Origin of the sequence: Burkholderia sp. Ac-20384 (assembly GCF_017104605.1) — a bacterium.
In the GTDB taxonomy this organism is placed as follows: Bacteria; Pseudomonadota; Gammaproteobacteria; order Burkholderiales; family Burkholderiaceae; genus Burkholderia; species Burkholderia lata.
Window position 1 is genome coordinate 33,651 of the sequence record NZ_JAAGPE010000033.1, and the last position, 22,183, is coordinate 55,833.

A 22,183-nucleotide genomic window follows, 5' to 3' on the forward strand; every position below is an offset into this window, starting at 1 on the left:
AATTCAATCATCGGGAGTACATCATGAGTAAGCCGAATTCAGTCTCCGCGCCTCTCAACTGGGAGTTGCTAATCAAACGTCGACCAAGTGCCACGCAAGGAGTGCCGCCGGGCAAGGAGGATTTGACTTGGGTCGCAAACACGGTGACGCTAATCTACGGCGAGCGTAACGCTGTGCTTGTTGATACGTTTCTTAGCGATGAACATACGCTCGAGATGATCGACTGGATCAAGGCGCACGACCGCAACCTCGAAACCGTCTATGTCACGCATGGGCACCCCGATCACTTCTTCGGGCTCGAGCAGGTGCGTAAGCACTTTCCTCACGCGAGGGCAATCGCCCCGCGGCCGGTGGTCGAGACGATGCATGAGTCGATTGCCAGCGAAGAACGAGAAGGGGCGTGGAGCAAACGATTTCCGGGACAAGTCCCGCCCAAACTCATCCCTGCGCAAGTTCTCGTTGGAGACACATTTGAACTGGAAGGGCATGAACTGCGTGTGGTCGACATTGGCCACACGGACACGGACAACACAACAGCGTTGCACGTGCCGTCTATTGGTCTCGTGGTTTCTGGAGACGCCATTTACAACAATACACACCCTTATCTAGCAGAGTCTGACGCAGATGGTCGTCGCGCGTGGCTTGCCGCGATTGACAAAATCGAGGCCCTAAACCCGAAAGCAGTTGTGGCTGGCCATGGCCCGCTCGATGCTGACAGTAGCCCCAGCCACATCGAAGCGACGCGCCAGTACATTCGAGACTTTGAGCGGGTAAACAGTGAAACCACGACAGCACTCGAACTGTACGATCGAATGCTTGAACTGTATCCCAACCGGATCAACCCGGGTTCCTTGTGGGGGGCATCGCACGCAGCAAAGAAGACCGCGAAGTAAATGCGGGACAATTGAAGTAGCGTGCATCGGGGTGGGCTGGTAGAGCGGGGAGACAGTCAACCTATGAATCAAGCTCGGGTCCTCCACTTTTAGGAAAATTTCCCTCGGGGTCGTCGCTGATCCCGAGCCCGAGTTTGTGCAGTACTTGAAGTGTGGCGATGCCGCAGTCACGTGGATTCGTCAAGGCCAGCCCTTCAGGTTGGCCTTCTATTTTTGTGAAATAGATATGTGGTTGCTGCATTAGTTCGAACTGCAGAATTAATAAATATTAATCAAGGGAGGTGATCAAGCTGAAAAATTGAAATTAGTATTTAACGAAAGATATATTTTGTAGTACATAATATAAATTAGGAGACGAACTTTGAGCATCCCTGTCGAAAACATCTCTTCCTTACGGAAAGATGAGGACGAGCGCGAGCGAACTCGGGCTTACTCTTCAGCCACATGGCGGATCATTCCGCTGTTGTCTTTGATTTGGCTCATGGCCTGGGTCGACCGTGCAAACATCGCGTTTGCAAAGCTCCAAATGCTTGACGATCTCGGATTCAGCGAGGCGGTCTTTGGGTTCGGCGCTGGAATCTTCTTCGTCGGCTATGTCTTGTTCGCTATGCCGGGTACCCTCCTGCTAAAAAAGCTTGGGGCGAAGCGTACAATTTCATCAATAGTGATTGGATGGGGGGGCGTCAGCCTGGCGATGACATTCATCCATACTCCAATCGAGTTTTACGTCTTGAGAATTTTACTCGGAGTTTTCGAGGCTGCATTTTATCCCGGGGTTATTCTCTATTTGACATATTGGTTTCCGGAGAGAATTCGGACGAGAAACTTCGGGATTTTTCAATCGTTTGCGTCCTTGTCTCCGGTTGTGGTTGGCCTCTCCGGCGCATGGGTCTTCAACCACACCGGGGGGCTATTAGGCCTCTCCGCCTGGCGTTGGATGTTCCTTGTCCAAGCTATTCCAACAATGATTCTTGGGTTGGCTGCCGTCTTCGTTCTGACGGATCAACCGTCATCTGCTCGGTGGCTTTCTGACAGGCAGAAGAAGTTGGTCGGCGCAGATCTGAGAAGTGGCGATGAACTTGAAAAACCCAGAATTGGCACTTTTAACCTATTCTCAACGGGCGCTGTATGGCTCCTTATTGCAGTTTATTTTTGTACTCTCTATGCAAATGCGGCATTGGTTTTTTTTATGCCGACAATTCTAAAATTTTCTGGATTTGCTAGCTATAGTGGAATCGGTGCGGCATCGGCAATTATATGCGTAATTGGAGCTCTGCTCACGATTGTGATATCGGCTAGTGCATCGAGGAAAAATTCGATAAAGAGGCATTTTGTTTTTTGTTCTCTCTGCATCTCTATATCATTTGTGTCACTCCCATTCTCGTCGCACGGCCATCCGTATTTGACCACTGCCCTGCTGGCATTGGCGCTAGGCGCAATGGGGGCCGCGATTTCTCTATTTTGGCAGTTTCCTCCACGAATTCTTGCACCCACAACGGTGGCCGTCGCAATCGGTTTTATCAGCAGTGTCGCGAATCTCGGAGGATTTGTCTCTCCATGGTTGATCGGTCTGGCAAAGACCATCACTGGAGACTATTCAGGGAGTTTCGTTGCTGTCGCGGTTGTTCAAATGATTGGTGCTGTTCTGCTTCTTGTGGTGATGTCCCTTTCGAATCGCTCGAATAATATCCTGAAAAAATAAGGTTGGTTGCTGTTCCATTCTGGCTTCGCAAACTAAGCGACGTTCGCATGATATTGGATTTGACTCGATTGAGTGAGTGGCATTGATGGGGAGGGTGGAAATTTATGAATTGATGTGATCGTTTAAATATTTTTAATTAAAATTAAATAATGTGAAGGAATTGGAGACATGAAAAAGACCTTGGTGGCTCTCGGTGTGTTTGGCAGCATCGGATCGGTTAACGCCCAGAGCAGTATTACTCTTTATGGCATCATTGACAACGGAATCGGCTGGGTGAGCAACGAAGCACCGAAAGTTGGTGCGGTGGGGCATAGCGCCTTCAAGGCGCTGACGAGCGTAGGAAGCGGTGACCGATGGGGCCTTACTGGATCGGAAGACCTCGGAGGTGGTCTCCGAGCAATCTTCACCCTCGAGAATGGATTCAACGCGCAAAATGGAAGCGCGAGTCAAGGCGGACGGCTATTTGGGCGTCAGGCTTTTGTTGGACTATCCAGTGACCGATTTGGGACAATCACGTTAGGACGGCAGTATGATTTTGGATTCGAATACGTAGCGCCTCTAACGGGTTGGTTGCAATTCGGAAGCATCTATGGGGCACACGTGGGAGATTCAGACAACTTGTTGGCCACCTTCCGATTGAACAACACTGTTAAATATCAGTCTGTAAACTACGGCGGACTTGTACTCGGTGGGCTGTATTCGTTTAGCAACGCTGCAGGCGGATTTGCGCAGAACGATGCGTTCGGTATTGGAGCTCGGTACTCGAATGGCCCTCTTTCTCTCGCCGCCACTTATCTCCATCTTAGAAATCCGTCATCTGGTCAGTCGACAAATCCCACTGGCGCGGTTGGAGGGGAGTACACTGCCGGCGCATCCAGCATATTCTACAACGCTGGCTTCGTGACGAAAGACGAAATACTAACCGCTGGGGCTGGATATAAATTCGGTCCAGCATTAATCGATTTTGTTTTCAGCAATGTTCGATTCCGATACATTGACGGAACGCATTTGCGGCTCAACAACTACGAGGTGAATGCGAGCTACTATGTCACTCCGGCTTTCGTTGCGGGCGTCGGCTATACGTACACAGACGGGGATGGGGAAGGTGGCATGAGTACCAACCAATATGCAACTGGCAACCGTCCACGGTGGCATCAACTTGACTTGGGGGCTGTCTACCTGCTTTCCAAGCGCACGGACGTACACGCATCCGTCATTTGGCAAAGGTCGGCCGGGGACGCCGCGGTGTCAGTGCTCACGCTCAATACTGGTGTCGCGGGCGCAGGGCAAAGCAAGCAGATTGGAGTGAACTTCGGTTTGAGGCATAAATTCTGAGGTTGCACTCAGCGGGCTCGAGAGTGAACGGCAGAGTCGCTGTCGGGCCCGTGTGCGAGCTATCTGCCGTTCGATAGCCTCGAGGTTGTGCGATCAATGATGACGTTCTCCGGACGAAGGTTCGGAGGCTAGAAGTGGGGTGTTCTGGACACCTGCGGTCACCTGCTGAATGACGGAGCAACCCTAGAATATTGGGTGTGAGGCATGTGCTGATGGTCAAGGAACCACTTTTTGACATGCAAACGCAAGGAATATCTGAGTGTTGAGCCGGGCCACGGCTTGAACCTCGACCCGAAACTGGTCAAGTAGCTGGTGACCTGCACGGAATTTTTCCCACTCAGGCAGCGAGGCTGGTGTCGATATTGTTGAAGTCCAGCTGGGGTTGGCGGGCGGTAGCCGAAGGTTGAAAGCGATTCGCGGTTTGGAAGTGACGCTCGACGTAAAACTGTCGCCAGAATTCGATGAGTCCCTTGCCTTTGTCAGGTTGCGGAACCTTTCGCGAATCATCAATTCGTCGCGTAACTTGCGATTGAACCTTCCAACGAAGTTGTTTTGCCACCGACTGCCAGGTGCGACGACGGCCGGGTCGCTAATCGCGGCTCGCACCAGCGCATGACCTTGGCCGCGGTAAATACGACGCCGGTGTTCGAACGCGCGAGCGCTGGCTTGCTATACGGGCGCGTCAGTCACGACGGCGCGTAAGACACATTGTGCGGGCGCATGCTAGCACCAAGCTTGATTCCCAGGCGCGCGCGGATGTATTCATCGATCGCGCAGAACATCGTCAACGCCAGTCGACCACCGGTTGGTCGTGTACAAAGTCGTAGCTGCAGACCGAATCGGGCTGCATCGCCATGTGCAGGTGTATGTCGTTGCCGCAACGACGTCGGTAAGGACGCCGTCGCGGAATAATCAACTGCAGGGCTCGGTACTCCACCGACGACGCAGGCATCAAATTCATGGTCGTCGTCCGCATGCAGCTTGGCCGGTCTCTTGCGCGCCAGGATGGTCAAGTCCAACGTTGGCACGCAATGACCGGCTACCAGACCTCCTTGTAGGGGCGTAGGTCCAGTTCCTGTGTCCAGGCCGATCTGTGCTGTGTATGCAGCAACCAGTAGTTATCGGCAATGGCATCGACGTCCAGCAACCCGTCCGCACCCAAGCGTTCAATCCTTTGCGGGAAAGCACGTTCGAGGCGATCGCCAAGCACGCCACCGTCAACTAAAACGTGGGCCACGTGCAATCCCAGAGGCCCGTACTCGCGGGCCATGCTCTGGGAGATCATGCGCAATCCGGCCTTGGCTGCCGCAAAGTGGGCAAAGCCAGGTTTTCCGCGCAGGCTTCCGGATGCACCAGTGAAGATCAACGTACCATGCCCAAGCGGCACCAGCCTTCGTGCGGCTTCCCGGCCGACAAGGAAGCCTGCGAAGCAGCCTACACGCCAGAAGTCTTCGAATTGTGCTGCTGTAAGTTGCGTAAAGTCGATGTGGGCATTGTTGCCTGCGTTGGATACTACAAGATCGACGGGGGCACGATTAGCACCTGGATTCATCGCGTGGTCGAATGCCGCGGTTACTTGCAATTCATCGGTTGCATCCACTTGTAGTGCTTCGGCGCTACCTGTGTTCGAAGCATTGATTTGCGTCACGACAGGTTCAATTTTCGACAACGTTTTTCCCGAAACAATCACATGGTAGCCCTCACGGGCGAAACGCCGGCTGACCGCCGCGCCAATACCGCGCGCCGAACCAGCACCAAAAACAATAGCCGTGGGTTGACTCATTACTTTCCTCCATATAGCGTCGACGCGTGAAGGTGCCTTGGGGATTCCCAAGGGCATCCTGATTGTCCATTCGTACACTGGTGCCTTCAAGAAGGCACAATTAACACCAGTACTACCATTTATGTATACCTGACTGTCATGAGGTCAAGGCGCCTGGACAGAAGTGGCGGGTATCCCATCGACGGCACGCGTTCCGTTATTAGTGGTTTGTGGCGTTCATTGATCGATTCTCATCTTTTACAGTAGGTGAGGCGATTCGTGGCGTTCACCCGACTGATTCCGAATACGACAAAACGCCTGTTAATCTTGCCGCCTTGCGAGCTAGTAGCCGACGGATCTGTTGTCAGTCATGTTTATTCCGAAGTTCCATCCAAGTTGTATTACTCAATCACACCGCTCGTAGGACGCTCGCCGATGTGCCGGTTGATCTTAAGCAATAGGCGAGTCATATCAAGTGCGTCAAACGAATAACCTCGCGCTGCGGGGACTTCGTCAGAAGAGGGCATGGAGAGCTTCCAATCGTTCTCCCAGACACGTCAGCTAAGCAGATGTAGTCCCAAGCTGACGAAATGAGCAGAATAAGAGGACACTTCATTGGCGAATTCAAGCGGGACGCCGTGTGACTGTGCAACGAATCTGGCGCGTCGGGAGCGCAGATTACCCAAGAGCTGAGCGTCCGCGGCAGCACATCCTGCCTGGCTGCCAGATACCCAGCGCTCCCGACGCTTTTGATTTTCAATCCGACGCGGCTGATCGTTGCCACAACCGTTCAGGTAACGCCTGTCCCTTCTTCCCACATTGCGACGCTGCTGTGTCGGTTCCGCACAGCCACAGGTTTGCTTGCTGTCGTATGAAATTTTGCTTTGATGCGAGCAGGGACAAGCTTGGCGACCTCGTGTAGAAACACCCTCGAGAATTCAGGTGCGTCATGGAGTGGAAGAGTTCGGACATGCGGCGACCGTAATGGTTGGCAAAAAATATCGCTGAGATGACGAAACAGGGTTGACTAGCGCTTTGCGTTTAAAAGCGGTAGCCGATGTTCAGGTACGTCACGATCGGATTCAGTGTGATGTGCGCCTTCGACGTTTCCGTCAGCGTACCGACCGGCGTCCGACGGGCCGTAGTGAAGGTCGCGGTCACGCTGACCGGGATGTACGACATCGAGAAGCCAGCAAACCAGTGCTTCGTGAAGTTGTACATGAAGCCGGCGTTGAACACGGGCGCCCATTGATTGGAGGTCGTTGCACTGGTCGGGCCGCCGAACACGCCGTTCTCGAACACGCTGTTCGTGATTTTTGCGCCGGTGAACCACACGTACGTAGTGCCGACGCCAACATACGGACGAAACGTCGCGCTGGCGTCATTGAAGTAGTACTTGAGAAGGAGCGTAGGGCTCCATTGGTACGCGCGGCCGAGCGTACCGAATTTCGAGAATTGGCCCTTACCGGTAATGTCGAACTTCGGCGGGATGCCGGCGATGAACTCGGTGGCGATGTGGTCGGTCATGAAATAACCGGTCGTCAGTGCGATCGTATCGGCGTCATTCATGCCGGCGCCAGTGTTCGGAATCGACTGGTTGACGGGTGTACCGCCTACGCGATACACGAAGAACGGGTCGCTGCTGTCCTGCGGCGCAAGGTGCAGCCAGCCGGTGCTGACGTAGAAATCACCAGCGGATTGTGCGTGTGCAGTACCGCACGCAAATGTGAATGCAAGCGCTGCTGCCCCCGTGACGGTCAGTTTTCGTTTCATTGTGTCTCCTCCGAGTTAAGTCGTGCTAATTATGATGACCATACTCAAAACAAAACAAGCTTATAGGTTAGAGTTGTTGCCCTAGAATTAGTACGACCGTGCGCTTTGATGCTGCGGCAAGCTAGGCGGCCTACGCGGGTGCACACATTTCGATCTCGAGGTGTTACCTATGGCGTTCAAACGGGTGTTCAGCATGGCCGGCGCGTCCGTCATCTCAAGTGCAAAACGTGGGGGAATCTAGAGGAGCACGCAGTCAAATCGAGCGACAACGTGTTCGCCGATCTGGGTTTCGACACGGTCGCGTCCGATCCACCAACCGGCGAGTTGTGGGTCATGCAGGAAGTGGTCGAGATATTCGGCGCAATCCATCGCCTTCAGCGACGACAGCGGTTTGCCTTTCACACCGATCACCCACAGCAGCCGCCGTTCTGCTTCGCGCCGGTACGCGCGGTGGACCGCTTCGCTGCATGCACTGTGGTTCGCGATCCGGGCGCGGACTGCCTGCAGATTGATTCAGCCCGGTCGAGTGGTTGAGTCCGGCCTGTACGCGCAGCGCCTCGAGCGGCACCACGTCGGCAAGTGCGCCCGATCTCAGCCATGACCATGGGTGGCCGGCGGCCAGTTGCCGGCTCGCCGTGACCGCGAGCGGCGACGAGTAACCCAGGGTGCTCAAATGCTGCCCGAAAAGCCTCGGCGATGCGCTGCGCGCCGATCGCGTCCAGGCGCGGCACTGCCCGATACCAGCACAAGCGTCGCGCACGGATAACTGCGAGTAGCTTAGCGAAGGGTATAACGACGGCGGTCGCGAGCCGCGCGACCAACCGTGCGTCGAACCGGTGCTCTAGCTGTAGCGCCTCGACAAGACTCGCCTCCATGCGCACGAGCGCCGCGCCTTGCAGGGTGTGGGGGCTCCGATTGCGGGGCGCCTTGCGCTCGAGCATGTCACTTGGGGCGATGCGACCAACTTCATGGGCACCAATACGTTGTAACCCGTTCTTGGTGGCCCGTCATCGACCGAGTCGCTCGTCGGCGGCTGCAAAAGGTCATCCTGTCGGGCTGGCGGAGCGGCCGGAGGCTATTGGATCTTGATCGTCACCTTGCCTCGCGATCGTCCCTTTTCGATGTAGCGCAATGCATCAGCGACCGCATCGAAACCAAACGATCGATCGATCACAGGTTTGACGGTGCCGGATTCGATGGCGGTCGAGATGGTTTCAAGCTGCGTTCCGTTGGGTTGGACGAACACGAACGCATAGCGAATGTCGCGTTTGCGCGCTTGCCTTCTGATTCCATGGCTCATCAGTCGAACCAGTTGCCTCGCTAGCCAGGGCAGGTTCCGCTGGCGTGCAAATTCCGGATCCGGCGGGCCGGAAATGGAGATGAGATGGCCGCCGGGTTTCAGCACCTGCAGTGATTTCTCGAGAATATCGCGGCCGAGGGTGTGCAGGACCACGTCATAATCACTGAGCTCATTCTCGAAGTGCTGTGTCTTGTAGTCGATGACGATGTCGGCGCCGAGAGATTTCACCAGATCGATGTTGCCGGTGCTCGTGGTGGCGGCCACAATGGCGCCGAGATGCTTCGCCAGTTGGATGGCGAACGTACCGACTCCGCCAGAGCCTGCGTGGATCAGGACTTTTTGCCCCTTTCTAATTTGTGCGACGTCGACGAGCACTTGCCATGCGGTCAACCCGACCAGGGGAACCGACGCGGCCTGCTCCATGTCGACATTGCCGGGTTTAAGCGCCAGTGAATCCTCTCTCACGGAAATCAGTTCGGCAAAGGTGCCGATGCGGTCTCGGCCGGGATAGCCATACACGTTGTCGCCGACCTTGAAGCGGCGGACCTCCGGCCCGACTGCCACGACGACACCGGCCAGATCGTTGCCAAGGATCAGCGGAAACTTGTACGGAAGGATCCGCTTGAAATCACCTCTCAATATTTTGTAATCCAGAACATTGACGCTTGCTGCATGGACCTTCACGAGAACATCGTTGCCTCGCGCCGCCGGATCGGGGAGGTCGCTGATTCGCCCAGCGACGTCTGTGCCATATCGATCGATGTGAAATGCTTTCATGAATCCTTGATCTCGCGGGTTAGGATGCTAGTTGGAAAACTGGGAAAGGGAATCCGGCGCGATCCTGACGCGATCGATCGCATCGGGGCCGGTTGCCCGGTTGTGCCGGTCAGGCCGTTTGCCCCGGCGTGCGGTAACGTGCAGCGCTTTCCGATTGCTTGACGTTCTGGAGCAGTGCGCGCCGCGCCACTTCCAGCCCGTCCCAGTTCGCTGCGTCCTGCAGCGGTGGAATCGTTACCGATTCGCGGCGATCAAAGCCGACCAGTGCGGCATCGACCAGTTCGCCCACTTCCATGACGGCCGGCAGTTTATCGACGTCGATGCCTGCCCGTTCCCACAGCTCGGTGCGCGTTGCCGCTGGCAGTACGGCCTGTACGTAGACGCCCTTGGGCGTTAGTTCCAGGCTGAGTCCTTGCGACAGAAACAGGACGAAGGCCTTGGTTGCGCCGTAGACGGCCATTCCGAATTCGGGTGCCAGCCCCACGATCGAGCCGATATTGACGATGGCGCCGTGCCCTGCTTGCGCGAGTCGAGGCGCAATGGCGCTAGCGAGTTTCGTGAGGACCGTCGTATTGAGCGTCACGAGTCGGTCGATGTCCTCGCTCTTCTGTTCGACAAAGCTTCCTGATTGGGCGATGCCGGCGTTGTTGATGAGCATGTCGATTCGAGCGTCGTCGGCAAGACGCTTCTCGACCACGGCAAGCTCGTTCGGATCCGTGAGGTCGGCGGGAAGGACGTCGACCGAAACGCCGTGTTTGTCGCGTAGTGTGGTGGCGAGCGCTTCCAGCCGTTTCTGATCGCGTGCGACGATCACGAGATCGTGGCCGCGGGCGGCAAAGCGTTCAGCGTAGGTTGCACCGATGCCGGTGGACGCGCCGGTTATCAGCACAGTTGAAGGTGTCGTCATGGATGAACTCCTCAGGAAAAATTAAAATGCGGAATCCAGCTCTCGCGGCTGAAATCAAGCTGGGAGCCGCGAGCACGCACGGGTTTCGCCATATCGGGCGGAACGACGGTTCGTGGATGGCCAGTAGGCGAAACATCCGCGCGAAAGCTCGGGTTGCACGCGTCAATGATGACGAAGATAATCATTGGCGTCAAAGACTTTGATGTTGGTCGTCATCTAAAGTATTCATTGGATGCTTACTTAAATCGGGAGTGGCGGTTGTGAAAGTTTCGAGGACGCAGTCCGTGAAAAACCGGAGTCACATTGTTGAGACGGCTTCCGTGCTGTTCAGGGAGCGTGGCTATGACGGTGTCGGAGTGGCGGAGCTAATGGCGGCCGCGGGGTTTACGCATGGCGGGTTCTATCGGCACTTTCAGTCCAAGGGGGACTTGATGACCGAGGCCGTGACGTGCGGCATTGCGCAGACCGTGGCGGCGAGCGACGGGCTTGACATTGCGGGGTTTGTACAGCGCTATGTGTCGCGCGAGCATCGCGACGGGCGCAGCACGGGCTGCACGATGGCCGCACTGAGCGGGGATGCCGCGCGGCAGCCGGCGGCCGTCAAGGCCGCATTTGCTGATGGCATCGAAAGTGCGGTGGCGGCCATTCTGGAGCACGACGGCGTGGTAGGGGTCGGGGCTGCTGATCAGCCAGAGGCGCGCGCAAAGATCGTCGACACGCTTGCCCACCTGGTGGGCGCGATCGTCCTGTCGCGCGCGTGCCCTGATGATTCGCCGCTGGCCGACGAGATTCTGGCGGCCAGCCGCAACGCGATTCTTGCGTCGCTAGCGCCCGCAGACACGCGTTGACGAGGCAAGTTCGTCGCGCCAAACACTGGTGCGCATGGCCGGGATCCTCGCCATCAAGACGCTCGATGACGACGATTACAGTTTCAGCGTCGGAGCGCCGCGCAAGACGATCGACGAACTTGCCACCCTGTGCTTCATTGAGCGGGTTGAGAACGCCGTGTTGTTAGGTCTGTCAGGCGTGGGCAGGTCACCACCTCGTGATCGCCATCAGGTATGCCGCGACACGGGCCGGCATCAAGACGAAGTTCATCACGGCAGCGGATCTGATGTTGCGGCTCGAGGCCGCGTTGACAGCAGCGATACGACGCGCTTCTTCGGTACAACATTGTCGGCCCGAGGTAACTCTTCGTCGATGAGGTCGGCTGTCTGCCGCTCTCGAGAGATCAGGCTAGCCACTTCTCCCAGATCGTCGTCAAGCGCTATGGGCCCGGGTCGACGATCAGGACCAGAAACTTTCCGTTTGCGCAATGGGCAGAAACCTTCGGCGGCCACACCCCGCGACTGCCGCGATGCTCAACCGCATCATGCACCACGCCGATATTATCCAAATCAACGGGGACAGCGACAGACTGAAACAGCAACGCCAAGCCGGCCACGGTTCGTCATCGAAGAGGTAGCGACTGGCTCAGATCTCAAATGCGTTTGATAGCATGATGCTAGCCCGCTAGGAGGCGCTCGATATAGCGTGCCAGGTGCTCCTGAAGGATATCCGCGAATAGGCTGCGGAGCGACGTCGAACCACATTTGAAGCACTCTGAAGGATGGGGTAGGGTAGCTCGTGGTTAGTGTCATTACCCGACGATAGGTTGGTTGCGGAGAGGTTCCTTCTAATCGATTTCAGATCCGATAGAAGAGGGTGATTAATCTATGGGCGACTTGAATTTCAAGAGGTTGCTGCGTTGCGATTTGAGAATTTCATTGTGAGCGCTAATGATGGTATTGTGGGCGACATTTCGTATGATTTTAAGTTAAAATGCACTGTGATTTAATGAGTGATTATGTGGGGTGGGCTATATTTCTCCTTGGTGTTTAAATTCACGCACTCTCCAGTCTGTATCCATATCCATAAATGGAAATCAGCTTATATCCATTCTGCGCGTGAAGCTTCGCTTTTGTGCGAATGACGGAGATGTGAGTGTCAATTGTGCGAGATGGGATGTTGTCGCTTTGGTTCCATATTCTATCTCTGATGTAGTCTCTGCTGATTGGTTGATTTATTCGCCTAAAGAATAAATGGATTAGATCAAACTCCTTTTGAGTTAGGGCTATCGCCTCATCTTTAAAATAAAGACTTCGGTGTGCGAGATCAAATCGGTAGTGGCCGAAGCTCTGAGAAAGGGGGTTGCTCCCGGTTTGGTATGATCTCCTTAGAAGTGAGCTAATTCGTGCTTGCAAGAGAATTTCCCCTGCTGGCTTTACGATATAATCATCGGCGCCTGCGTTCAGTATTTGGGCAATTCCAATTTCGTCGCTTCGACTAGCCACAAAAATAATTGGAACGCGGATTTCGCTTTCGCGCTCACGAATCCATCTCAATATCAATTCACCGGATAAATCGGGGATGCGCCAGTCCATTAATATTAGATCGTAACTTTCCCTTTGAAGGGCTCGTTTAAATGCTTTTCCTTCGAAAAATTTAAAGCATGTATAGTTGAGTTTTGTGAGGGAGAATACGACATAGTCAACCCATTCTTCGTCGTCATCGAGGATTGCAACTCTCATAGTGTATATCGTCAGGCAAAAGTGTGATTTTCATGATCTCGTGTTTTGTGGTGGCCATATTTTTTGATTTTGTCTGGTTTATTGTGGTGTGCGTACTTTAAGGGTGCTTTGAGGTAGTCGGTGCGCTGCTAAAGCGGTATATCGTAGATGGGCGATCCCCATGTAAATTGGGGGCGAGGATTGCGCGTCACATTTGGGTCGATCATCTTTTATTGGAATCTGGTGTGTGGTGAAAGTCGGTATTGAAATATGTGATGATTGTGAATCTCAGGGGTGCTTCATGTCTTTTGAGATTTTTCGAATTGTTTTCGCTGTATCACGGAAGTCGCCTGCGCCTGGGATGCGTAGTCGACGTGCGAGTTGAATGAGGCGCGGGCGGAATTGACCGAACGCTGCACACGATGACTTATGGGAACAGTGCGCCTTCGCCGTCTTCATGCACCTAGAAGATGTGCTCGTTCCAACAGCAGGAACGCAATCAGTCCGCATTGATCTTGGCGGCATTGGTCGTGCTAGTCCGGTGTGACCCACCGGCATAGATTTCGGCCTGGTGTTCTTCGCGATCTTGGTCGACAAACGACCCGAGTCTTCGATTGGTGCAATCTGAACGTCGTCACCGTGCAGAATCAAAGTCTGCGCATCGATTCTCTCGGGATCGTCCGTGAAATCCGCTTCCGAGAACTCGCGGACGCACTCGTACTGGCCGTGAATGCCGCTAGTCACACCCTGCTGGCAGAACGTGGCGACGATGCCTAACGATTCCTTCACGTCCGACCGGTTGAAGCCGGAGAAAAGTATCGCTAGTACGCGGTAGGACTGTGAGCGGCTTTCTTCCACGCTCTTGCGAACCGCGTCAAACACCTCGAGAGGGAGTCCTTCGGCTCCTTCTATGTTGGATTTCATGGCTTGCTCCTAACAAGAAATGCGAGCGATGCATGCATACCTACCAAAAACGTTCTCACTAGATTCGAGTGCCTGGACGCTATCAATGCTGATCAGAAATTTCGTAATCCTAATCTAAATAAAGATTGCGACGAGATCGTTTCGCATTGTCACACTTCGACTGCGTGTACAAAAAACGTGCGAACCATGGCGACCGAATCGTGAATTAGTGCGCTACAAAACCCTGTCGACGAATGCTGCGCGCAAGCATGCGCACGTTTGAGATGTGAGCCGTGACTGGCTCGCGGGAACATTTCGAGGTGGATAGTCGGAAGTTGTTCGTCGAGCACGCACCAGTTTTCAATCGGAAAAACTGTATCGTGATCCCTGCCAATATGTAGAACCAGGATCGATTTTGACTTTGGTGCGTTGCGCACGGCATCTTCTGGAAACGTAAGATTCCTTGGGCCTTCGCGGAGTTGCGTCCCAGCCCACTCGAACGGCGCCAATGGGGTGACACCAGCACGCGGCTGAGTCGGCTTACCGATGACAAGGGCTCGAAGAGCCAGGGTACGTAGACTTCGAAGTTGTGTTCGCGCTCCACCGCTTCGTAGAACGGCGGATCACCTGCCTTTGGCAACTGACCGGGAGGCGTCATTGCGATTAGCGCCGCTTGACTCATCAATTGAGGCGCTTTGGTCAGTACAATTTGTGCGACCATTCCAGCTATTGTCCGCCTCCCAACTACTACTTTGGCTAGCGTCAATGCCGTGATCAAACCGATTGCATCCATGGCACGCGACGCAGGGCTATAAGTCGGGGCAACGGTTGGTTGTCCGAGGCAGCCGCAGCCGGATGTCGTGACTTGGAACGGTTGTTCTTCCAAGCTGTCGAGGAACAGCGGGTTCCAAGAATCGATTGTGCCCCGAAACCGCATGCAAAGCAGCGTGGGGGCACCGCTGCCGAACGTGCGACCAAGCGCGCTTGGAGAAACGTGTTCCATATGTGAGTCTGCGGTCGGAGCCAACTATCAGATGAATCAGTGACCAACTACAAGTCAGGGCTATTCGTCAGCATGCTCGGATGCCGGATTCACAACTCGGCGCCATTTGCGCTCGCTGCGGCAAGGCTCACGATTCAGCCACGACCGACAAGACGACCTCGACGGCGCGACGACTGCATGCTGTGAGTTCTACAACTGCCAAGTTGAGAAGCGGGCGAATCTGATCGAGCAAAGTTAGGTCGTAGCCGTTCGCTTCAAGGCGGTCAACATTCGCCGAGCCTTGGGCTGAGGGATGCTGCTAACAACCGCGGTTCCGCGATGCGGTGGCATGGCGTTATGCATGGTCGACAGTTCGTTGAACGAGTCCCTATCATCCACGCGGCAAGCGGATTCTTCCAACGACATTTATAATCACAATTTCGGACATCACGAGTGGTGCCATTGATGCATCGAATAGGCTTTTTCCTAACCGAGAAATTCCAGGTCATGGCCATCGGCGTGCAGTCTGTGTTTGAGCTCGCGAACGTCGTGGCGCGGGAGCATGTCTATCGTGTGACGAATTATTCGATCGAGGGAGGGGCAGTTCGCTCGTCGCTAGGCGTCTCGGTAGTGACCGAAGCGGTGAGCGCTCGGACTCGGGCTGACACGTGGATGATCAGTGGTGTGGTCAATCCACTCAATCACATCACGAGCGCCGACGAACTGGAATTTATTGCCGATGCCTCAGCGCGCTCGCGGCGTACCGCAGGACTGTGTACCGGCGCGTTCGCACTGGGCGAAGCAGGACTTCTCAATGGGCGACACGCGACCACGCATTGGGCATACATAGACGCGTTGAAGGTGCGCTTTCCCCTGGTGCAAGTGAAGTCCGATCGTATTTTTGTCGTTGATGGGGGCATTTGGACGTCGGCAGGATTAACTGCGGTGATGGATCTTGCGCTTGGTATGGTGGAGAAGGATCTCGGCTCGGACGTCGCTACTTCGGTCGCGCGTGCGCTAGTGATGGACCATAGACGTTCCGGCGGGCATTCGCAGCAATCGCAATTGCTGGAACTCGCACCGAAGTCGGACAGAATCCAGTTGGCGTTGACGTATGCCCGCCAGAATTTGTCCAAGCCGTTGCGTGTCGACGATCTGGCAAAGGCTGTCCACCTCAGCACAAGGCAGTTTGGGCGTATTTTTCTATCCGAAACTGGCGAGTCGCCCGCCAAAGCAATCGAACGACTCCGTCTCGAAGTTGCAAGAAATATGGTCGAGCGCAGTCGACATTCCTTAGAAATTATTGCCCGGGAGACTGGATTCCGCGATAGACGCCATCTTCGTGATGTATTTGTACGGGAATACGGCGAGAGTCCCCAATCGTTAAGGAGAGATAGTCGCGCTCCAGCTCTCGACGTAACCGATCCGGACCAGCTTGATTAGCTAAAGAGCATTTCTAGGGAAGATGCGGTTGTGATGGGGAATTTTATTTTGTCTCCGCAGTGATTCGGGTCGAGTGGGTTTCGCTGACCCGGAACTTGCCACGCTGAGTGCGCCATTCGTAAGTTTGCGGATTCAGCGGTTTTCGGTTGACGAAGCAACCGGAATTGGTCCGGCGCCAGTTTCCCCAAGGCGCTATGTGGGCGAACGGAGTGGTAATCGATTCGCCATACCTTGATGTGCTTGCGATGCATCGTCGAAACTGTCGAACGCATGCGGATTTCAGTGCTCTTCGCAGTGTCAGTCGCCCGTTAAAGCTCTCAATGTTATGGATTTTCCTCCAGTTTTCCGGGATGGATGAACTGCAGTTTGAACTGTGTTCATGTGCCCAAGCGTCGAGTGTCTTGCTGACGAACCCCGGGCCATTATCTACCTGGATCAAGTTGCGATGTTGCCGGTGACGCCGCAACTGATTGAGTACACGAGCCACTCGGAGAGGTGTTAGCGAGAAGTCGACTTCAATGTGCGGACGCGCCCGTTTTTACGTATCGGTGATTGTCAATATTCGGACGCGCCGGCCGTTTACAAGTGTATGCGCGACGAAATCCAACGTCCTGCTCTCGTCCGCGTCGTTGTGTGGGAATTACGATGCGCAGATGGCTCGGACGCCTCTTTCGCCGTTTCGGACGAAGCGATAGGTCTTCTTCGCGATACAGCCGTTCAGTGCACGGGTGTTGGTGGTTCCGAACCGGACCTTCCTGGCGTAGCAAGACGCGCAGGCGGGATGAGTCAAACTGCGGCCGATGCTGCGCCAGTTCGCGTAGCCGTTGCCGCACCTCGTGGTTGGCCTCAAGCGAGACTGGCCGCTGGTACGTCTGGCAATTTAGACCAACGAGCGCGCCCGCCCGGCGCTCCGAATAGTTGTGCTGTTCAATCACTTGCTGCACGACCTCCCGGCGCTGCACGGGCGAACTCACTATTTTCCGAGAAACATCCTTCAGAACCTGGATGTCAAACGCCTAGTCTGCAACCCGCCGCAGCTCAGAGCTGACACATGGGCCGGCCCTTGTTGAGCAAACGTAACATCCGCTATTGATTCCCGCCAGATGCTGCGCCTGCCTTTTTCTGTGCATCTTGAAGATTCTGCGGATAGTTTGAGTCAACCTGTACCGGCTTATATCCGTTCTCCTCAAGCCTCTTCAGTTCCGCATTCTTCTTTGCTCGCGCGGCCTTTCGCTCCGCTTTGCGTTGCGCTTTGAGTTGCTGCTTCGCATCTGCGGTGGTGGGGGGAGACGAGGTTGTCGATTCAGCGCCGACCAGTGCGCCAGCTTTGGCGTGGGCCAACGATGGCACAGCGGTACAGATTAGAAAAATCGCAGCACCCACTACGGCAAGAGACGACGTTGTTTTGGTGAAATTCATGAAAGCCCCTTAATAAGGATTTCTTATAATGACACGAGATGATATGATTGAATCGGCGTCAGAGACCGGAAATGAAGCCGTTGATCACTTTTGCAACTTCCTCTGGCTGTTCAAGATGAGGAAAGTGTCCCGCGCCGTGTATCTTTTCGACTAGGATATTTGCAAAGCGAGGAGCAACCTGTTCACGGAGCATTTGCTCGGGAAATGCCTGATCCTCCGTCACCAGCAACAAGGTGGGGGCCTCTACAGGCGACGGCTGCTGACCAGCAGGATGACCGCCGATCCATGAGGCCAGTGTTTGCAGCGTGGAGCGTTCAGACTCAGCGGGCGTTGCAAGGATCATCCGTAATTGGGCGTCTGCAGTGATGTTAACGGCTAGGCCGACGCGACCGAGCCCCGCGTTGACGCGATCAAGGTCACGCGCTCCTAGTTCAAATGCATCTCGTGTTTCCGGTGGCATAGGGCTTCCAGCCAACGGAGCCGGTGTAATAAGCACGAGGCCCTGAAGTCGATCAGCAAGCTGTATTGCCGCCAGTTCGGCAATAGCAGCCCCCATTGACTGACCAACTAATACGATTTCGCTTTCAGGGCCCGTTGCATCGGCTATCGCGTCTAAAACTTGAGATGCATAGTCATCCAAAAGAGCAGCGGAATCTGAATCATTTCGTTCTACAGCGTGACGCTGCACTGCGACGATCTTCCATTCTCCGTTGGAGTTCAATCCGTTGATTACCCATTGCCAACCAGACGCGCTGTCGCGCCAACCATGAACGAATACGAGCAGTCGATGGTCGTTACCATTTTCGGCGAAATACTCTACACCATATTGAGTAGTCATCCTTACTACATCATGTTTGTGCATTGTTCAACTCAGGCGAAATTCTACGAAATCATTGTAAGCGTGTGTCACGCATAACCGGAGTTTGGTCAGTACAGCGAGCTGGCTGTCCTCCGACGAATTTGCGGTCTGGACCCACCTTCTTCGTAACTCATGAGGTCGAATAGCGTCATGCGTCCCCGGTGGAGATCCGTTGCGGATCTAGGATCAAATCCGGCCCACTTGATAATATGACCAGTCGTCTTAAAAGGCAAGCAAAGACGTGGTATGGCCTTCGGATTGAAGGGGGCTGATAGAGGCCGGGAGAAGGGGATATGTGCGATGTGCTGCGACGCACAAACGCCTACTTTGTTGACACACAACCTTGTCTCGCCGACGGCGAGCAGAAAAGGCGTCGCGAATTGTTGCGTCACAATAGGGCGGGGTCGCCAGCTGGTCCCCCAAAGACTGGTGCAAACAGGCAACGTGCAAAAGTCGACGTTCAGGGTCTGGGGGAACCGGGGAATTCATCGCTTGCCAGCAAGAACTGCCCGTAGTCTCGGACATCGAGTGTTCACGTGATGTGTGCAGAGGGCGTTGTCACGTTGACTGATGCGGTCGGTTAGGATACTGGAACGACGAAAGCCAAATCGCTGTACCACGGGCACCGCTTTCCCGCGGCGGTCATCAGCTGCGCGGTGCGCTGGTATTTCCGCTTTCAACTGAGCCTGCGCGACATCGAGGAACTCCTGTTCGAGCGCGGGATGGTGGTCAGCCACGAGACGATCCGTCGATGGTGCGACAAATTCGGCGCGGGCTTCGCTCGTCGCACGAAGGCCACCCGGCGTCAGCCGGGCAGCATCTGGCACTTGGACGAAATGGTCGTGATGCTACGCGGCGAGCCCCACCTGCTGTGGCGAGCCGTCGACCAACATGGTGCCGAACTGGACATCCTTCTGCAGCAGTGGCGCGACAAAAGCGCAGCAAAACGCTTCTTCGAACGCCTGCTGTGCGCGGGTCCGGTGCCGCACACGATCGTCACCGATCAGTTGCGCAGCTATCCGGCGGCCATCGCCGAGATCCCGGAGCTGGCGCACGTCAAGCACGTGTTCGTCAAAGCCAGTGCGCGCATCAATAACCGGGCCGAGAACAGCCATCAACCCACTCGGGAACGTGAGCGGCGCATGCGTGGATTTCGGCCGCCTGAACGTACGCAGGCTTTCCTCTCGAGCTTTGGCCCGATCCGGCAGCACTTCGCGTTGAAACGGCACCTGCTGCGCGCATCGCTCTTTGGCAAGCAGCTCGCCGCTCGATTCACGGCTTGGCGCGATTTCACCGAAGTCACCCAAAATCCGTTCACTGCCTTCTGAGCGGTGGCCCTGCCAGCCGCCGCCTTGTCCTGAAATTGACAAGTTGACAGAGCCTTGCGCATGTCTCCGACGATGCGAAGCCTTTGATCGGTCATTCTGCGATTTGTCGGACAAGAGGCGGTTTGAGATCCACGTCGGTTGGATACATCAGGATCGTCGAGGCCTGGGGCTCCCAAAAAATCTGGTTTTCTGCGTGCAGCCAATGGGTCGTCGCCAGAAATAGCCACGCCTGTGCGCCTGTGACATCCCAGGCGGACAACTGTCACCTGCGACAAGAGAAGGGCGCGCCGACTTCTTAGGGGGCCAGTTTTCGCATTCCTGTTAGCCCGTCAACCACCACGAAGTTCTGGGTAGATCTGGGCATCGTGTGCAGTACACGATGCTACTTTTACAATTCTTAACACTCAATTGTTAAATTTATTTTGGTTTTTTGCGGAAAAGCGATTACTCGAAATCGTAATGTGAAACGTTTGCTCGTGATGTATTGAGGGGCTGCGTTTCATTATGCGATGAAAATGCAAAAATAAAATAACAATGATGACATTGCTTGAGTAATTTGAATGAATAGAATGCGATCTGTGTGGAGTAGCTTTATTTTGAGTTTAATTCATATCAAATTGATATTTTCGCCTTTCTTTGATTTCTGCAAATTTGCTGAGATCTAATTCTTGCGTCCATTTACCTTGATTTTTGGGAAGTTTTTCTGAAAGTTAATGGCGTATTTGCCGGAAAGCGGCCGACCCTCATTTCAACGGGTGAGTAAAATGAATAAGTCTTATAAAACTGTTTGGAATGAGGCGCGTGGCACTTGGGTGGCAGCGTCGGAGTTGACGAAGTCCTGCGGAAAACCTTCTAAAAATGGTCTCAACAAGGCTCGGATTTCTGAAGGCGAGAAAAATGAGTCGAATGATGGCGCGGTGAAAATTTGGCGCAATTGGATCGCCGTATCGGCTGGACTGTTGTTCTCTACCGTACCGATCGCAACCCAAGCGGCCGGAGGTGTCTATATCAATGATGGCACTGACCTCGGATGTTACGCGATAGTGGACGGCTTACCGTCCGCAACCGGACCGAGTGGTGGCACTTTTTGTACCGCAAATCCAACCACTCAAACGACGGAAAGTTTGTTCTTTGGCGCGACGGGACTCACAGGCAATGCAAATGGCGCCTCAATGAATCTGAGCTTAGGAGGCTATTTGTATGTCAATTCCGGGCGGATCGGAGTGACTGATGTCTCGGGAGGTACTTATTCGCTCCGAATGGGGAGTACGGCGACGCTCGGTGCTACTGCAGGTCAAAACGCGATCGCCATCGGCTCGTCTCAAACGACCTCGAATGTTGGTAATGCGACGGTCGCTGGCGGGGCCAGTGCGATAGCGGTTGGTAGTGGCGCAACGGCATCGAGCTCGAACGCAAATGCGATTGGCAGTAGCGCTACGGCTTCAGGTACGGATTCGAACGCGATTGGTAACAGCGCGATTGCTTCGGGAGCCAGTTCGAATGCGATTGGTCTTAATGCCGTCGCCTCGCAGTCAGGGGCGGTCGCATTGGGGAGCGGGGCAGTAACTGCAGCTGCCAATCCGACGGCGACGGGGACGATCGGTGGGGTCACCTACAACTACGCAGGTGCGTCACCGTCCAGCGTGGTGAGTGTGGGTGCCGTTGGCGCCGAACGTCAGATTACGAATGTTGCTGCTGGACAGGTCACGTCGACCAGTACTGATGCAATCAACGGGTCGCAGCTCTATGCCGCGACCACAGCGATCAATAGTTTGTCGACGTCGGCTTCTACTGGACTCTCGTCAGCTAACAGCTCGATCGGGTCGCTGTCCACCGGCCTCTCATCGACGAACAGCTCGGTAAAGTCGTTGTCGACGGGTCTCTCGTCGACGAACAGCTCGGTTACGTCGCTGTCGACGGGTCTTTCGTCGACCAATAGCTCGGTCACTTCGCTGTCGACCGGCCTCTCGTCGACCAATAGCTCGGTTACTTCGCTGTCGAGCTCCACGTCGACAGGTTTGTCGTCGGCCACCAGTTCGATTACGTCGCTCTCGACCGGCCTCTCGTCGACCAACAGCTCGGTTACGTCGTTGTCGACTTCCTCGTCGACAGGTTTGTCGTCGGCCACCAGCTCGATCACGTCGCTGTCGACCGGCCTTTCGTCGACCAACAGCTCGGTCACATCGCTGTCGACTTCCACGTCGACCGGTCTGTCGTCGGCCACCAGTTCGATCACGTCGCTCTCGACCGG

The 22,183-nt window shown here is 54.9% G+C and carries 19 protein-coding genes and 2 pseudogenes; 11 read left to right on the forward strand and 10 right to left on the reverse strand.

The window, feature by feature from the left end:
* Positions 1–23: 23 nt before the first annotated feature.
* The 3 genes from G3O00_RS09155 to G3O00_RS09165 all read left to right on the forward strand — a co-directional run bounded on the left by G3O00_RS09155 (position 24) and on the right by G3O00_RS09165 (position 3,930).
* Positions 24–893, forward strand: coding sequence for an MBL fold metallo-hydrolase (locus tag G3O00_RS09155; protein WP_206142770.1), 870 nt, complete (start codon positions 24–26; stop codon positions 891–893).
* A gap of 361 nt (positions 894–1,254) precedes the next feature.
* A complete protein-coding gene (locus G3O00_RS09160) occupies positions 1,255–2,595 on the forward strand; it encodes an MFS transporter (RefSeq protein ID WP_206142771.1) in 1,341 nt (446 codons plus the stop codon).
* Between the two features lie 168 nt (positions 2,596–2,763).
* The gene (locus G3O00_RS09165) at positions 2,764–3,930 is read left to right on the forward strand and encodes a porin (protein ID WP_206142772.1); all 1,167 of its coding nucleotides are present in this window, start codon (positions 2,764–2,766) and stop codon (positions 3,928–3,930) included.
* A gap of 1,039 nt (positions 3,931–4,969) precedes the next feature.
* Here G3O00_RS09165 and G3O00_RS09175 read toward each other — a convergent pair.
* Entirely contained in the window at positions 4,970–5,713 is a 744-nt protein-coding gene (locus G3O00_RS09175; RefSeq protein WP_206142774.1) for an SDR family NAD(P)-dependent oxidoreductase, read from the reverse strand.
* A 1,020-nt stretch (positions 5,714–6,733) separates the two neighbouring features.
* The gene (locus G3O00_RS09185) at positions 6,734–7,465 is read right to left on the reverse strand and encodes an OmpW family outer membrane protein (protein WP_206142776.1); all 732 of its coding nucleotides are present in this window, start codon (positions 7,463–7,465) and stop codon (positions 6,734–6,736) included.
* Positions 7,466–7,735: 270 nt separating this feature from the next.
* Between G3O00_RS09185 and G3O00_RS44095 the strand changes: the two genes are divergently transcribed.
* A complete protein-coding gene (locus tag G3O00_RS44095) occupies positions 7,736–7,999 on the forward strand; it encodes a hypothetical protein (protein ID WP_346778963.1) in 264 nt (87 codons plus the stop codon).
* A gap of 203 nt (positions 8,000–8,202) precedes the next feature.
* Here the strand turns inward: G3O00_RS44095 and G3O00_RS44100 are convergent.
* The 3 genes and pseudogenes from G3O00_RS44100 to G3O00_RS09200 all read right to left on the reverse strand — a co-directional run.
* A pseudogene (locus G3O00_RS44100) lies at positions 8,203–8,406 on the reverse strand (hypothetical protein); the annotation flags it as partial.
* A gap of 134 nt (positions 8,407–8,540) precedes the next feature.
* Positions 8,541–9,542 carry an NADP-dependent oxidoreductase gene (locus tag G3O00_RS09195; protein WP_206142777.1) on the reverse strand — a complete coding sequence of 334 codons (1,002 nt, stop codon included), beginning with the start codon at positions 9,540–9,542 and terminating at the stop codon, positions 8,541–8,543.
* A gap of 109 nt (positions 9,543–9,651) precedes the next feature.
* Complete coding sequence (locus G3O00_RS09200; protein WP_206142778.1) at positions 9,652–10,449, reverse strand: SDR family oxidoreductase; 798 nt, start codon at positions 10,447–10,449, stop codon at positions 9,652–9,654.
* 260 nt (positions 10,450–10,709) lie between these two features.
* Between G3O00_RS09200 and G3O00_RS09205 the strand changes: the two genes are divergently transcribed.
* The 4 genes and pseudogenes from G3O00_RS09205 to G3O00_RS43920 all read left to right on the forward strand — a co-directional run bounded on the left by G3O00_RS09205 (position 10,710) and on the right by G3O00_RS43920 (position 11,914).
* Positions 10,710–11,297, forward strand: a complete 588-nt coding sequence (locus tag G3O00_RS09205) for a TetR/AcrR family transcriptional regulator (RefSeq protein ID WP_206142779.1) — start codon at positions 10,710–10,712, stop codon at positions 11,295–11,297.
* 34 nt (positions 11,298–11,331) lie between these two features.
* A pseudogene (locus G3O00_RS43910) lies at positions 11,332–11,424 on the forward strand (AAA family ATPase); the annotation flags it as partial.
* A gap of 239 nt (positions 11,425–11,663) precedes the next feature.
* Positions 11,664–11,870 carry an ATP-binding protein gene (locus G3O00_RS44105; RefSeq protein ID WP_346778961.1) on the forward strand — a complete coding sequence of 69 codons (207 nt, stop codon included), beginning with the start codon at positions 11,664–11,666 and terminating at the stop codon, positions 11,868–11,870.
* Positions 11,840–11,914: a hypothetical protein gene (locus G3O00_RS43920; protein WP_346778962.1), complete on the forward strand. Its 75-nt coding sequence runs from the start codon at positions 11,840–11,842 to the stop codon at positions 11,912–11,914. The genes G3O00_RS44105 and G3O00_RS43920 overlap by 31 nt, the downstream gene beginning before the upstream one ends.
* A 418-nt stretch (positions 11,915–12,332) precedes the next feature.
* Here G3O00_RS43920 and G3O00_RS09215 read toward each other — a convergent pair whose 3' ends face one another.
* The 3 genes from G3O00_RS09215 to G3O00_RS09225 form a co-directional block, all read right to left on the reverse strand.
* On the reverse strand, positions 12,333–13,019 hold the full coding sequence (locus G3O00_RS09215) for a response regulator transcription factor (protein WP_206142780.1): 687 nt from the start codon (positions 13,017–13,019) through the stop codon (positions 12,333–12,335).
* Between the two features lie 267 nt (positions 13,020–13,286).
* Positions 13,287–13,922 carry an alpha/beta hydrolase gene (locus tag G3O00_RS09220; protein WP_206142781.1) on the reverse strand — a complete coding sequence of 212 codons (636 nt, stop codon included), beginning with the start codon at positions 13,920–13,922 and terminating at the stop codon, positions 13,287–13,289.
* Between the two features lie 205 nt (positions 13,923–14,127).
* Positions 14,128–14,904 (reverse strand): hypothetical protein, encoded by a 777-nt coding sequence (locus G3O00_RS09225; protein ID WP_206142782.1) that lies wholly within the window; start codon positions 14,902–14,904, stop codon positions 14,128–14,130.
* A 444-nt stretch (positions 14,905–15,348) separates the two neighbouring features.
* Between G3O00_RS09225 and G3O00_RS09230 the strand changes: the two genes are divergently transcribed.
* Positions 15,349–16,326: a GlxA family transcriptional regulator gene (locus G3O00_RS09230; protein ID WP_206142786.1), complete on the forward strand. Its 978-nt coding sequence runs from the start codon at positions 15,349–15,351 to the stop codon at positions 16,324–16,326.
* A 1,086-nt stretch (positions 16,327–17,412) separates the two neighbouring features.
* Here the strand turns inward: G3O00_RS09230 and G3O00_RS09235 are convergent.
* Together G3O00_RS09235 and G3O00_RS09240 are read right to left on the reverse strand one after the other, a co-directional pair.
* Positions 17,413–17,745, reverse strand: a complete 333-nt coding sequence (locus G3O00_RS09235) for a DUF4148 domain-containing protein (RefSeq protein WP_206142783.1) — start codon at positions 17,743–17,745, stop codon at positions 17,413–17,415.
* A 58-nt stretch (positions 17,746–17,803) separates the two neighbouring features.
* Entirely contained in the window at positions 17,804–18,607 is an 804-nt protein-coding gene (locus tag G3O00_RS09240; RefSeq protein WP_206142784.1) for an alpha/beta hydrolase, read from the reverse strand.
* Between the two features lie 608 nt (positions 18,608–19,215).
* Here G3O00_RS09240 and G3O00_RS09245 point away from each other — a divergent pair.
* Both G3O00_RS09245 and G3O00_RS09250 read left to right on the forward strand, forming a co-directional pair.
* The gene (locus tag G3O00_RS09245) at positions 19,216–19,932 is read left to right on the forward strand and encodes an IS6 family transposase (protein WP_206142787.1); all 717 of its coding nucleotides are present in this window, start codon (positions 19,216–19,218) and stop codon (positions 19,930–19,932) included.
* 764 nt (positions 19,933–20,696) lie between these two features.
* On the forward strand, positions 20,697–22,183 hold a 1,487-nt coding region (locus G3O00_RS09250; RefSeq protein WP_277399263.1), incomplete at its 3' end, for an ESPR-type extended signal peptide-containing protein.